The 13991-nt window shown below is 63.9% G+C and carries 11 protein-coding genes; 9 read left to right on the top strand and 2 right to left on the bottom strand.

The window, feature by feature from the left end; all coding sequences use genetic code 11:
* Positions 1–216 precede the first annotated feature (216 nt).
* The 4 genes from dapE to MB818_RS07060 all read left to right on the top strand — a co-directional run bounded on the left by dapE (position 217) and on the right by MB818_RS07060 (position 4762).
* Entirely contained in the window at positions 217–1359 is a 1143-nt protein-coding gene (gene dapE, locus MB818_RS07075; RefSeq protein ID WP_238904577.1) for a succinyl-diaminopimelate desuccinylase, read from the top strand.
* A 9-nt stretch (positions 1360–1368) separates the two neighbouring features.
* A complete protein-coding gene (locus MB818_RS07070; RefSeq protein ID WP_238904574.1) occupies positions 1369–1968 on the top strand; it encodes a TIGR04282 family arsenosugar biosynthesis glycosyltransferase in 600 nt (199 codons plus the stop codon).
* 31 nt (positions 1969–1999) lie between these two features.
* Positions 2000–4258 carry a ribonuclease R gene (gene rnr, locus MB818_RS07065; RefSeq protein WP_234237417.1) on the top strand — a complete coding sequence of 753 codons (2259 nt, stop codon included), beginning with the start codon at positions 2000–2002 and terminating at the stop codon, positions 4256–4258.
* 102 nt (positions 4259–4360) lie between these two features.
* A complete protein-coding gene (locus MB818_RS07060) occupies positions 4361–4762 on the top strand; it encodes a globin domain-containing protein (protein ID WP_234163129.1) in 402 nt (133 codons plus the stop codon).
* 6 nt (positions 4763–4768) lie between these two features.
* Here the strand turns inward: MB818_RS07060 and MB818_RS07055 are convergent, their stop codons facing one another.
* On the bottom strand, positions 4769–6244 hold the full coding sequence (locus MB818_RS07055; protein ID WP_238904571.1) for an NAD-dependent succinate-semialdehyde dehydrogenase: 1476 nt from the start codon (positions 6242–6244) through the stop codon (positions 4769–4771).
* 257 nt (positions 6245–6501) lie between these two features.
* Between MB818_RS07055 and MB818_RS07050 the strand changes: the two genes are divergently transcribed.
* Positions 6502–7719 (top strand): aminopeptidase P family protein, encoded by a 1218-nt coding sequence (locus MB818_RS07050; RefSeq protein WP_238904569.1) that lies wholly within the window; start codon positions 6502–6504, stop codon positions 7717–7719.
* 60 nt (positions 7720–7779) lie between these two features.
* On the opposite strand, the gene MB818_RS07045 is transcribed toward MB818_RS07050, so the two are convergent.
* Positions 7780–8121, bottom strand: coding sequence for a cupin domain-containing protein (locus MB818_RS07045; protein ID WP_234138645.1), 342 nt, complete (start codon positions 8119–8121; stop codon positions 7780–7782).
* Between the two features lie 190 nt (positions 8122–8311).
* On the opposite strand from MB818_RS07045, the gene MB818_RS07040 reads away from it, so the two are divergent.
* From MB818_RS07040 to MB818_RS07025, 4 genes are all read left to right on the top strand, one after another.
* On the top strand, positions 8312–9391 hold the full coding sequence (locus tag MB818_RS07040; RefSeq protein WP_234138648.1) for a coiled-coil domain-containing protein: 1080 nt from the start codon (positions 8312–8314) through the stop codon (positions 9389–9391).
* Positions 9392–9393: 2 nt separating this feature from the next.
* The gene (locus MB818_RS07035; protein WP_238904566.1) at positions 9394–10512 is read left to right on the top strand and encodes a hypothetical protein; all 1119 of its coding nucleotides are present in this window, start codon (positions 9394–9396) and stop codon (positions 10510–10512) included.
* A 67-nt stretch (positions 10513–10579) separates the two neighbouring features.
* Positions 10580–12517: an AAA family ATPase gene (locus MB818_RS07030; RefSeq protein ID WP_238904564.1), complete on the top strand. Its 1938-nt coding sequence runs from the start codon at positions 10580–10582 to the stop codon at positions 12515–12517.
* Positions 12518–12641: 124 nt separating this feature from the next.
* Complete coding sequence (locus MB818_RS07025) at positions 12642–13991, top strand: DUF6638 family protein (protein ID WP_238904561.1); 1350 nt, start codon at positions 12642–12644, stop codon at positions 13989–13991.

Here is a 13991-nt window from a genome sequence, read left to right as displayed (position 1 = left end):
GGTTGCCGGTTTGGTTCAGCCGTCTTTGCGATTGTTACTGCTCGCTTCGCGGCCTTGCTGCTCGTAACCCTGCCTCGGGTCTTTTGTTTTCTACCTATAGGCTAGCATGGGAGTTCTGTCGCTGTTAAGTGAAAACGGGCAATTCAGAGGTGGCAACGCGACGTTTTCGTCACATTTCCCGTTCCGGACGATGCCCAAACCGCAAAGGAGGCCTGAATGACACTCGACGCCGCCCGCCTGACCGCCGACCTGATCCGCTGCGCCTCGGTCACGCCCGCCGATGACGGCGCGCTTGACGTGCTCGAGCGGGTGCTGTCGCAGGCGGGCTTTACGTGTTCCCGGGTTGACCGGGGCGGTATCTGCAACCTGTTTGCGCGCTGGGGTGACAAGGGACACGCACGCAGCTTTGGGTTCAACGGCCATACGGATGTGGTGCCGGTGGGCGACACAGCGGCCTGGACCGTGGCGCCATTCGGGGCCGAGGAAAGGGATGGTTTTCTTTACGGACGCGGTGCCACAGACATGAAATCGGGCGTTGCGGCCTTTGTCGCGGCAGCGGTGGACCTGGTCACCAGCACCCCGCCCGAGGGCGCGGTGATCATCACCATCACGGGGGATGAGGAGGGCGAAGCGCTGGACGGTACCACCGCGCTCCTCGACTACATGGCTGCTTCGGGCGAGCGGATGTCGGTCTGCCTCGTGGGAGAGCCGACCTGCCCCGACCGCATGGGCGAGATGATGAAGATCGGGCGGCGCGGGTCGATGACCGCGTGGTTCACGGTGACGGGCGTGCAGGGGCATTCGGCCTATCCGCACCGGGCAAAGAACCCGTTGCCTGCGATGGCACGGCTGATGGACCGGTTGGCCAGTCACGAGCTGGATCAGGGCACCGACCATTTTGACGCGTCTACGCTTGCGGTGGTCACCATCGACACCGGCAATACCGCGACCAATGTGATCCCGGCGCAATGCCGCGCGGCGGTCAACACCCGGTTCAACGACCTGCATTCGGGTGCCAGCCTGACCAAATGGATGCAGCGCGAGGCCGACCGGGTGGCCGAGGAATTCGGTGTCGCGGTCGAGATGAAGGTGAAGATTTCCGGCGAAAGCTTTCTCACCCCGCCCGGTGCGCTGTCCGATCTGGTGGCGGCCGCGGTCGAGGCGGAAACCGGGGTGGTGCCGGTGCTGTCCACCTCGGGCGGGACCTCGGATGCGCGGTTCGTCAAGGATCATTGCCCGGTGGTGGAGTTCGGGCTGGTGGGCCGCACCATGCATCAGGTGGACGAGCGGGTGGAAATCGCCCAGATCCATCAGCTCAAGGCGATCTATGGCCGGATTCTGCGGGACTATTTCTCCTGAGCCAGAGCAATGCGGCGTACGCTGGTCATCATGGTCAAGGAACCGCATCCGGGCCGGGTGAAAACCCGGCTGGGGCGCGATATCGGCATGGTGGGCGCGGCCTGGTGGTTTCGCCATCAGACGCGGGCGCTGATCCGGCGGTTGCGCGATCCGCGCTGGCGCATCGTGCTGGCGGTGTCGCCGGATGCCGAGGGGATGGCCAGCCGGGTCTGGCCCGCCGATCTGGCGCGCCGCCCGCAGGGGCGCGGCGATCTGGGCCAGCGCATGGCGCGGCAGTTGCGGGCCGCGTCAAAGGGGCCGGTCTGCCTGATCGGTGCCGATATTCCCGGCGTCACCCGCGCCCATATCGCCCGCGCCTTTGCGGCGCTTGGGGGCGCTGAGTTCGTGTTCGGACCGGCACCCGATGGGGGCTATTGGTTGGTGGGCGCGGCGCGGCGTTATGCCTTGCCGCCGGGCCTGTTCGGAGATGTGCGCTGGTCCAGCGAACACGCGCTGGGCGACACGCTGGCCGGGGTGCGCGGGCATCGGGTTGCCCTGGTCGACATGCTGAAAGATGTCGATACCGCCGCCGACCTGCGCGATGCCCGCCTGCCGTCGCTTTTGCGGTGACGCGAACCGCGCCGCGTGCTACGGCGGAGATATGACTCGCATCCCTACCAAGCAGGAAATCCTCGACTGGATTTCCGCGCATCCCACACTCACCTCGAAACGCGATATCGCCAAGGCCTTTGGCATCAAGGGCTCGGACCGGATCGACCTGAAACGGGTCCTCAAGGAGCTCGAGGCCGAGGGCCATCTGGAGAAGCGCAAGCGCAGCTATGCCGACCCGGACCGGCTGCCGCCGGTCAGCGTGTTGCAGGTCAAGGAACCCGACGAGAACGGTGATCTCTTCGCGCGCCCGCTGGAATGGCATGGCGAGGGGGTGGAACCCATCGTGCTGGTCCTGCCGCGCGCCAGCGATCCGGCGTTGGGGGCGGGGGATCGCATCCTTGCGCGCCTGACCGTGGTGCATGAAGAGGATCACAATTACGAGGCGCGGCTGATCCGTCGGATCGGCACCAACCCGCACAAGATCCTGGGCATCTTTCGCAAGGGGGCCGAGGGCGGGCGCATCGTGCCCATCGACAAGGCGGGCCAGAACGAATGGCTGGTGGCCGAGGGCGCGGTGCATGGCGCCAAGGACGGCGAACTGGTCGAGGCCGAACAGGCCGGGCCCAAGGGCCGCATGGGCCTGCCGCGCGCCCGCATCATCGAGCGGCTGGGCGACCCAAGCGCACCAAAGGCGGTGTCGCTTATCGCCATTCACCAGCACGGCATCCCCGACGATTTTCCCGACAAGGTGATCGAGGAGGCGGACCGGACAAAACCTTTGGGCCTGTCGGGGCGGACGGATCTGCGTGACATGCCGCTGATCACCATCGACCCCTCGGATGCGCGCGACCATGACGACGCCTGTTATGCTCATGCCGATGACGACCCCAAGAACCCCGGCGGCCATGTGGTCTGGGTCGCAATTGCCGATGTGGCGGCCTATGTCCGCGCGGGCAGCGCACTGGACCGCGAGGCGCGCAAGCGCGGCAACTCGACCTATTTCCCCGACCGGGTGGTGCCGATGCTGCCCGACCGGTTGTCGGGCGATCTGTGCTCGCTTCACGAAGGCGTGCCGCGTGCCTGTATCGCGGTGCGGATGCAGATCGACGCGCAGGGCAACAAGATCGGGCACCGGTTCGTGCGGGGGTTGATGCGTTCGGTCGCCTCGCTGAACTATCAGGAGGTGCAGGACGCCATCGACGGCAGCCCCAACGACAAGACCGGGCCGCTTCTGGATGAGGTGCTGAAGCCGCTTTACGCTGCCTACAAGGCGCTGGATGCGGAACGCAACCGGCGCCAGCCGCTCGACCTTGATCTGCCGGAACGCAAGATCGTGCTGAACGACAAGGGCCATGTGGAAAGCGTCGCCTTCCGCGACCGGCTGGACGCGCACAAGCTGATCGAGGAGTTCATGATCCTCGCCAATGTGGCCGCCGCCGAGACGCTGATCGCCAAACGCGTGCCGCTGTTGTTCCGGGTGCACGAGGAACCCGCCCCCGAAAAGCTGGAGGCGCTGCGCGAAACGGCGCAGGCCTCCGGGCTGACGCTGGCCAAGGGGCAGGTGCTGCAAACCCGCCACCTGAACGCGCTCTTGCATCAGGCGGCGGGCACCGACGAGGCTGAGCTGATCAACATGTCGACCCTGCGGTCGATGGCGCAGGCCTATTACAACCCCGAGAATTTCGGGCATTTCGGTCTGGCGCTCAGGAAATACGCGCATTTCACTTCGCCGATCCGGCGCTATTCCGACCTGATCGTGCATCGCGGCCTGATCAAGGCGCATGGCTGGGGCGATGACGGGCTGACGGCGGACGAGATCGAGCAGCTGGACCGCATCGCCACCCATATCTCGGACACCGAGCGCCGCTCGATGATGGCCGAGCGCGACACCACCGACCGCTATCTGGCGGCCTATCTGTCGGAACGGGTGGGCAATGAATTCACCGGCCGGATCAGCGGCATCGCGCGGTTCGGCGCCTTTGTGAAACTGGACGAGACCGGGGCCGACGGGCTGGTCCCGGTGCGTTCGCTGGGGCGTGAATTCTTTCATTTCGACCGCGAGGCAGGCACGCTGATGGGGTCGGAAACCGGGCTCCTCATCTCGATCGGGCAGCGGGTGACGGTGCGGCTGGCACAGGCCTCGCCAGTAACCGGCGGGCTCGAATTCGAGATGTTGAGCCTTGAGGATAACGCGATGCCGCGCGGCGGCACCCCGTCCAAAGGCAAACGCGTGGTGCGCCGCAAGGCTGCCAAGGCCAAGCATAAGACCGACAAGATCAAGCGCAAGCTGGACCGCAAGCGCCGCTGACGCCGGACAAGCCCGAGCTCCATTTTGCCGAAACGGAAACCCGTCGTTAACCGGCGGTCTCCATACTCGCCGATGACGGGCGGTAAAGCATGGTGAGGTGGCATGACAGACGATCAGATCCGGCTGGTACATTCCAGTTTTGCCCGGGTATTCGCGCGCAAAGCGGAACTGACCGAACGGTTCTATCACCATCTTTTCCGGGAACTGCCCGACTCCCGGAGGCTGTTCAAAGGCGATTTTCCGGCGCAAAAGGAAATGTTCGCCTCGATGCTGGCCGCCACAGTTCGCGGCATGAGCGACGCGAAGAGTTTCCAGCTTCTGGGGCGCGGTCTGGCCCGGTCGCATGCGCGGTTCAATCTGAACCATGCCGACCTGAAAAAGGCGGCCCGCGCTTTGCAGACCGCCTTGTCCGATGTGATGGGGGACGCGTTGTCGCCCGAGGAAACAGCCGCCTGGAACGAGGCGGTGGCGCAGCTGATGGAGATGCTGGCCGCGCCCGCCTGACCCCGGTCAGACCGACATGCAGATGTATTTCATCTCCAGATAGTCCTCGATCCCGTGATGGCTGCCTTCGCGGCCCAGGCCCGATTGCTTGATGCCGCCAAAGGGCGCGACCTCGGTCGAGATGATGCCGGTATTGACGCCGACGATGCCATATTCCAGCGCCTCGGCCACCTTGTAGACCCGGCTCAGATCCTTGGCATAGAAATAGGCGGCAAGGCCAAAGATGGTGTCATTCGCCATATGGATCACCTCGTCCACCGTGTCGAATTTGAAGAGCGGCGCCAAGGGGCCAAAGGTCTCTTCCTTGGCGACCTTCATCTCTTGCGTGACGCCCGTTACCACGGTCGGTTCAAAGAAGGTGCCGCCCAACGCGTGCGGTTTGCCGCCGGTCAGGACCGCGCCGCCCTTGGCGGTGACATCTCCCAGATGTTCCAGCACCTTTTCAACCGCCTCGGCATTGATCAGCGGGCCGGTGGTCACCCCGTCATTCAGCCCGTCGCCGACATTCAGCTTGGCCACGGCGGCGGCGAGTTTCTCGGCAAAGGCGTCATAGACGCCCGCCTGCACATAGATCCGGTTGGCACAGACGCAGGTCTGGCCGTTGTTGCGGAACTTGCACAGCATCGCCCCTTCGACGGCAGCATCCAGATCGGCATCGTCGAACACGATGAAGGGCGCGTTGCCACCCAGTTCCATCGAGCATTTCATCACCTGGTCAGCGGCCTGTTTCAGCAGGATGCGACCCACCTCGGTCGAGCCGGTAAAGGTTAGCTTGCGCACGCCGGGGTTCTCGCAGAACTCCTTGCCGATCTCGCTGGCGCGCGACGAGGGCACCACGTTGAACACGCCCGCCGGGACGCCTGCCTGTTCGGCCAGCACCGCCAGAACCAGCGCCGACAATGGGGTTTCCGCCGCAGGCCGCGCAACAAAGGCGCAGCCCGCCGCCAGCGCCGGGCCAGCCTTGCGGGTGATCATCGCATTGGGGAAGTTCCACGGCGTGATCGACGCGGCCACCCCGATCGGCTGTTTCAGCACGGTGATCCGCTTGTCGCGCTGGTGGCCGGGAATGGTTTCGCCATAGATGCGCTTGGCCTCTTCGGCAAAGAACTCGATGAAGGATGCACCATAGGCGATCTCACCCACCGCCTCGGTCAGGGGCTTGCCCTGTTCGGCGGTCAGGATGCGGCCCAGATCCTCGGCATTGGCCATCATCAGGTCGTACCAGCGCCGCAGGATCGCGGCGCGTTCCTTGCCCGTGTATTTGGCCCATTCCTTTTGCGCCGCCTCTGCCTGGACGATGGCGCCTGCCACCTGGGCCCGGCTCAGGTCCGCGACCTCGGCGATCACGTCGCCGCGCGCGGGGTTGGTCACGGCAAAGGTGCCGTTGTCGCCATCGACCCATTGGCCGCCGATATAGGCCTTGGTCGCCAGCAGCTCCGGGTTCTTGAGGAGCGATTTCAGATCGGTCATTGCGTCCAGCATGGCTGAGTCTCCGCCTAGAATGTCTCGGGTGCACCCAATCAGGTGTGTCGCCTCTTGTCTATGTCCACTCGTGGGGCGGAATCAATCCAGATTTGATCAAATTATCGGTCAAGACTTGGGAAAACTCCCACTTGATCGACTCGGGGGCTTGCGCCAATGTCCGCGCGGGCTCTGGCGATGGCGTCGCCTCATGCCGCGCGGCATGCGCCCACTCCCCGTCCTGAACGCCGGGACCTTTCTGCAAAGGAGGGTCAACCATGACCGCTGATTTGTCGCGTCCGGAATTCTATCGCTATCACAACGGAACCGAAGCCAAGCTGCCTTTCGAGGCCGCGGAATACGAGGCGCGTCTGGCCGGGTTGCGCGCCCGGATGGAGGCGCTGGGCGCCGAGGCCGCCGTGTTCACCTCGATGCACAACATCGCCTATTACTCGGGCTTTCTCTATTGCGCCTTCGGGCGGCCCTATGCACTGGTGGTCACCCCGAGCGAAAGCGTGACGATCAGTGCGGGTATCGACGCGGGCCAGCCCTGGCGCCGCTGCCATGGCGACAACATCACCTATACCGACTGGCAGCGCGACAACTACTGGCGCGCGATCCGTTCGGTGACCGGAGAGGGACGGGTGATCGGCTATGAAAGCGACCACCTGAGCCTGTTGCAGAAGGGCAAGCTCGACAGCTTCCTGGCGCCGTCGAAAACCGTCGACCTTTTCGACACCACCATGCGCCAGCGGATGATGAAATCGCCGGCCGAGATCGCATTGATCCGGCAAGGCGCGCAGGTGGCCGATGTGGGCGGCTATGCCATCCGCGAGGCGGTCAAGGCCGGGGTGCGCGAGATCGACGTGGCCATGGCCGGGCGCGACGCGATGGAACTGGAGATTGCCAAGCGGTTCCCCGATGCCGAATACCGCGACACCTGGGTCTGGTTCCAGTCGGGGCTCAACACCGATGGTGCGCATAACCCGGTGACGGGCCGGGTGCTGGAACGGGGCGATATCCTGTCGCTCAACACCTTTCCGATGATCTCGGGTTATTACACGGCGCTGGAACGCACCATGTTCGTGCAGGAAGTGGACCCGGCGAGCCTCAAGATCTGGGAGGCCAATGTCGCAGCTCATGAATATGGCATGTCGCTGCTGAAACCGGGGGCGAGCTGTGCCGAGGTCACCCACAAGATCAACGATTTCTTTGCCGAGCGTGACCTGCTGCAATACCGCACCTTTGGCTATGGTCACAGCTTTGGCGTGCTCAGCCATTACTATGGGCGCGAGGCGGGTCTGGAGCTGCGCGAGGATATCGACACTGTGCTTGAGCCGGGCATGGTGATCTCGATGGAACCGATGCTGACCATCGCCAATGACCAGCCCGGCGCAGGCGGATATCGTGAACACGATATCCTTGTGATCACCGAGGACGGCAACGAGAACATCACCGGCTATCCCTACGGGCCGGAATTCAACGTCGTCGGCTGAGGCAGGCGAGATTTTTCGCCGAAAAATCTTCGCCCCCTGACGGGGGCGGGGTATCGCGCGTCACAACCGGATCACGTAATCCTTGGTGGTGGTCTCGATCACCTCCCACGTACCGGAGAACCCGGGGCGCAGAATGAAACTGTCCCCGGCGCGCAGCGTGATCTCGGTGCCCTCGGCATCGGTCAGTATCGAATGGCCTGACAGGATGCGGCAATACTCCCATTCATCGTAAGAGATGCGCCATTTGCCAGGCGTCGCGCGCCAGATGCCGCAATAGAGCCCGTCACGCTCTTCGAGGTTCCAGGTGGTAAAGACCGGATCGCCCGACAGCACCTTTTCGGGTGCGGGGCGCTCGGTCTCACCCGCACCCTCGGGGGTCACCGGTTGGTAATAGCTGCTCATTGCCTGCCTTCCTCTGAATGGTTCGCAGCGGAGCATCGCCCGAGGTGCGGCCGTCGACAAGGCAGATTCAACCGGCTTTCTTTTTGCGTCCGAGTTTGCCACAGTTTTTCCAATCCCGGCCTATAGGGGGATGTAAATCCTCATTACATAGCCTATCTATCAGATGTATTTGACCTAAAAGGATAAAGCCATGTCCGATACCGCATTCGAGGCAATGATCCTGGAAACGCAGCGCAAGGTGCGCGAGAGCCAGGCCCAGATCGAAGGTGTCACCAGCCGGATCGAGGCGGCGCGCGCCAAGATCGGCACCGCCGAGGCCGATATCGACATCGAGAACGCCACCCTTGAGGATGTGCACGCCCATACCGAGGTGATGAATGCCAATATCGCCGAGCTGATCATGGGGCTCGATGATGTGACATCGGCCTTTTCCAAGGATTTCGACGAGATGCGCTCGAAAACCGGGTGGGAGAGCTTTGTCGGCATCTTCTCCAGCGGCAAATCGGAATCGATGCGGCAAGAGCGGATGCGCACCGCCAATATCGACGACAAGTTGCAGGATCTGATCGCCAAGTCGGATGTGATCGTCAAGCTGCTCGAAGGGCAGTTGGCGGTGCTCGAAGAGCAGCGCACCAAGGTGGAAACCAACCTGACCGGCACGCTGGACGACCGCGAATTCACCGTGCAGGAACTGGAAGCGGTGCGGGCCGAAATCCTTGCCATGGATCCGCAGATCATCGCGCTGGAAAACAAGATCAGCGTCGAACAGGACGCTGCCGCGCGCACCAAGCTGGAAACCGAACTGGCCGAGCTGAACAAGGCCTATAACGCCAAGGTACGCGACGAGCAGGTGAAACTGGCGAAGAGCCAGACGCTGGAGCGCTACATCGAAAAGGGCAAGACCTGGGTGGACAGTCTGCAAAATCAGGCCGCAACCCAGATGGTGCTGATCAACAAGCTGCAAACGGACACGCAACAGCGCGTGGTGCTCTATGACGCGCTGACCAAATCGCTGAAGACCGCGCAGCAGCAGGATGTGGCCCACCGTATCAACGAAATCGGCGTGCAGACCGACCAGGAGGCGCAGACCGCCATGGCCGCCATCGGCACCGCGACCAACCAGAAAATGGCCGACATGCTTGAGGCGCACGAGGATCACATGGTCTTTGCCCGCGACGTGCTGGAGAAAAAGGCCAAGGCCGATGAGCGCTTTGCCCGCCGGTTCGCCGCGATCGTCGAGAAGCACGACAAGAACCTCTACGGGGGCTGATCTTGGCCGACCCCGCCCACGATCACGTCGGCCTGACCGACACCTTCGCCTCGCGCCGGTATTTCCGCAAGTTCGAGGTGATCACCACCCATCTGCTGCGGGTGGCCGCCAACATGGAGGCCGAGGGCGTGATCAGCCGGGATGAGGTGCGGATCGTCTCGCGCTATATCTCGGGATTGCTGTTCACATTTAGGGCGCTGAGCATGAAATACCTGCTGGTCGGGCGCGACACGGGGCGGTTTTTTGGCTCGCTCAACATGGACAAGCGCGACAGCGGTTTTCCGGTGGCGGCCGAGTTGATGACCATGGCCAACGATGCCCAGCAGGCGGCCAGCCATCTGGCCAACATGCCCTCCGAGGCGGCGCTGAAGGACGAGATGGTCCAGACCATCCTCGGCAGTCGCGAGATCCCGACCAAGCTGCAATTCGCCCTGTCGCAGCGGCTCTATTACGAGGAACTGGCCAGGGGGCAGCTGTTCTGGGTGCGGAACGACCCCGAATGCCACTGGATCGCGACCGAGGGCGAGCGGCGCCGGTTCCTGCTGCATTGGGCGGTCTATGACAGCCAGATCAACCTGCCGGTGATCTATCTGATGCGGCTGGAGGATACCGGCAAACAGGCGCTGCCCAAGGACAGCCGCCGCTGGCCCGAGGTACAGGCGCATCTGATGGCGCAGTCGCTGGCCGGGCTGAAGCTGTTGACCATCGCCAAGGGGTTTGACGAGGATTTCGACGACCTGCACCCCAAGAATCTGCGCCGCATACACGTGGGGCCAATGTATTCCTCGGCCTATACCGAACAGTCCGGCCCGCTGCGTGCGGTGCTGGAGGACGCGCAGGCCCCTGCCGGGCAGGACTGGGCGCTGGCCTGGACCAGCGAGGAGCTGGAAAGCGAGGACGTACGTGAGGAACGCGCGGGCTGGTTCGGCACGGTCGAGCGCGAGGTCTTTGCCCTCGACCCGTTTGGCGGGCAGGGGGCCGAGACCGGGGCCACGCGCACCAGCCGCTCGATCATCCTGCCGCAACGCCCGTTCCAGGTGCTGGCCGAACGCAATCCGCCGGGTTTTGCCGATGTGCGCAAATTCGTGGTGAGCGAGGGTGGGCAGGTTCTGCGATATTGATTGGCCCTGCCGGGCCAAGCCTCCGGCGGGAGTATTTTGAGCAAAGTGAAGACAGGGGCACTGCGACATGAGCCTGACATCCGACCAGATGGAGCTGCGCGAAGAGACGATCCGCGCGCATTACCCGGCGGCGACCGCATTGCTGGACGGGTTCGATCATGCGCCGCGCGTGGCGCAGGCGAGGACGCCCGCCAGGGCGGAGGAGCGCTCGCCGGGCATCCCCGCGGCGCGACGGTTCCGCTCGACCACCCCCGGTCTGGTGACGCGGCGCACCACCCGACCCGACGGGGTGCATCTGCGCGAACGGATCGAGGCGGCGGATGACGGCGACACGCTGGTTTCGCCGCTACAGGCCACCGTGGAGCAGGCGATCCGCCGGGCGCTGGCGATCGCATTGGCCATGGGCGAGGGCTATGGCGAGCGCACGCCGCTGGGCGATCTGAAACGCGCCAATCTGGCGGGCGACCTGCCAGTGGCGCGCAAGGGCGAGTTCACCGAATTGCTGACCGCCGAGGCGCTGGTAGTCTCCCATGTGTTCGGCAATGCCCTGGCCTATCTGTTGTCGCCGCATCTGGGCGCCACCTCGGTCGAGGTGGGCGAGGTCGAGGAGTTTCTGACCGACAATGCGCAAGTGGCGCTGCACGGGGCGCTGTGGGATCTGGACCAGAAGCTGGAGCAGTTCGCGGGTGACGACGCACAGCTGATCGCCACCACCGCCGGTTTTGCCGAACAGCTGATGGCCAAGGCCGCCGCGCGCGCACAAGGCGCCGGGCATCTGGGGCCCTTCACCGGGGCCGCCTGGCATGTCGAGGCCGATGATCTCACCCTGCGCGGCTTTACGCCCGCGGCCAAGGCGCGCTCGACCAAACTGACCATGACGTTCAAGAAACCGAACGAGGTGGTCGGCAACCATATCGCCAAATACCAGGCCATGAAGCTGGCCAAGATGCTGATGGCCTATGATTTCGAGCGCCGCCTGAACCCCTTTGCGGAACTGGGCGGCTTCATCTTCACCTTCATGGGCGATGGCAAGCCGGGCACCGGCAAGACGACGCTGATCCAGATGATGGCGGGGCTGATCGACGAATACTGCCGCAACGCGGGCTATCCGTTCCGCTATCAGAACTTCGGCATCGACAATATCGACAGCTATCAGGGCAAGTCGGGCCAGAATGCCAAGGCCTTTGTCCAGAGCGTGCTCGACCCCGGCGTGATCGGGTTCGGCACCATCGACGATATCGACCAGATCGCGGGCAAGCGCGGCGACCGCCAGTCGAGCGCGGGCCAGCAGGAGGTGACGGCGGTGTTCATGGAGGCATTCGCTGGCGCCAATACCGTGGTGCGCGGCAATTGCACCTTTGGCATGTTCTCGAACTATCCCGAGAATGTCGACGACGCCCTGCGCCAGCGGGCGGGAGCGCGGTTCCTGGTCGACGGGCCGCAGACGCGCGAGGATTACATCGACATCCTGGCCCTGCTGCTGGGCAAGCGCCACGACATCCCGCTGGGCGCGCATGACCTATATGCCGCGCAAGAGATCAAGCGCGCGGTGGCCGCCAGTTTTGCCGCCCATGGCCGCCCGCAAGAGGCCGGTCTGGCGCAGGTGTGGGAGAGGGTGGGGGCGCAGGTCGGCCCGCTCGACACCATCGCCAAGCTGGGAACCTATCTGAAGGGGATACAGGAGGCCGACGAACGCTTCACCGGCCGGGCGATCAAGAACATCACCGACGCGGTCAAGGTGCGGGCGATGGATTTCGAATTGCCCGACGAATGGATGGAGAACCCCGACCTGTTCCTGTTTCGCGACTATGACGCAAAATTGGCGATGATCGAGGAGCTGCGCCAGCCCATCACGGTCGAGATGGTGGTGCAAGAGATCAACCGCTATGCGGATTCCGAGTTCCGTTATGCCGACAAGTCCGACGAGGTGGCCATCGACGGCATGGTGCGCGAGATGGGGCGGATGGAAGAGGCGAAGAAGCGGTATTTGGAGGGGAAGGGGTGAGCAGATTGGTGGTGATCCACGCGGCGAAGCCGCGACGCGCCCGACCCGCCCCCCAGGGCGGGCGCGTACCGCACCCACCCTCGGGCCGGGCGCATCGCTGCCGTCCTGCGGAAAGGCAAATATCATGATCCGCCTCATCCAATCCGGCCTGATGTTCGGCAATCTCGTCCATATCTCCAGCCCGGCGCTGGTGGAGCGGTATAATCGCGCGCTCCAGCATCTGGCGGGCAAGACCACGGCGCTTAGCGATTTCCATATCGACATCTCGGGCTATTCGCCTGAGATCGGGGACGAGTTGGGCGATCCGCTCTACCTCAACCCCAATGGGGTCAACCGGCAGTTCATCCTGCTGACGCCCGAGCAGAAGCGCGCGCCGCTGTTGAATGTCAAATTCTCGACCTCGCGCCCGATCCTGCGCGACTTCATCGAGGCGAACGAGGCGCAGCTGTTTGCGCTGACCGCCACCGATGCGGTGGCGGGGGAACTGGTGAACTCGGTCTTCAAGCTGCGCGCGCCCGCCGACCTTTTCACCCTGCGCAAGATCGAGATCGAGGCCGACACCGTCGGCGGCACGCTGAAAAACGCCGACAAGCTGGCGGCGATGATCGAACGGTTCAAGACCGAAAACGACGCCTGGTTCGACGATGTGCTGATTGCCGAGATGATCGGCATCTCGAAACAGACCGGCGATATCAGCCGCAATCCCGTGCATCTGAGCCACAAGGCGCATGAGCAGCGCAATTTCTGGACGGCGCATTTCGGCGGGCTCTACCTGTTCCCCGATGTGCAGCACCCGGCGATGATCTGCGCGGGGGAAAAGCCGCGCGAAGAGATGCCGGTGAAATACGTGTTCGACCTGAGCGAACGCAACCGGATTGCCAAGTTCCTTGATTACAACAAGCTGGCCGAACCCATCGTGCGGGCGCGCGGCATGGATGCGGCGGCGGTGCTGCGGCAAAAGATGGATTTCATCGTCATCGACACCGCCGCGGGCGCCGGTCTGAACCCGGCGGGGCTGGACCGGGGCGATATGCGGCGGCTGGCGCGGATGCATGCCGACCGGCTGCCGGACGAGTATCACGGGCTGGCGCAACTGGCGCGCTGGGCCGAGAATGGCGGCGACTGGCCCCGTATCTCGGCCGATCATCCGGCCTATTTCTATGGTCTGCGGGCGGCGGATACGCCCGACCGCGATCTGGTCAACATGCTGTTGGCGGAACTGGCACCGCTGGATGCCCGTCAGCTGTTCATCTGTCACAAGGAGCTGTTTTATGGGCTCTATGCCACCTGGAGCGAGGCCAAGAAGAGCTTCGTTGCCGATTTCCTCGCACGAGAGTATCAGGTGGACAAAGCGGGCGCCCGCGCGGCGCTGTTCGGGCACGAGCCCGCGATGGAGAGCGAGGACAGCCCGCCCGGGCTGGACGAGCGTCTGATTGCGCGGGTCGGCCCCTGGGGCGCGATACGGAGGAGATAG

This window comes from Ruegeria alba, assembly GCF_022321465.1.
Classification (GTDB): Bacteria; Pseudomonadota; Alphaproteobacteria; order Rhodobacterales; family Rhodobacteraceae; genus Ruegeria_B; species Ruegeria_B alba.
Note: the sequence above shows the minus strand (reverse complement) of the source record. Positions and strands in the feature narration are given on the sequence as shown.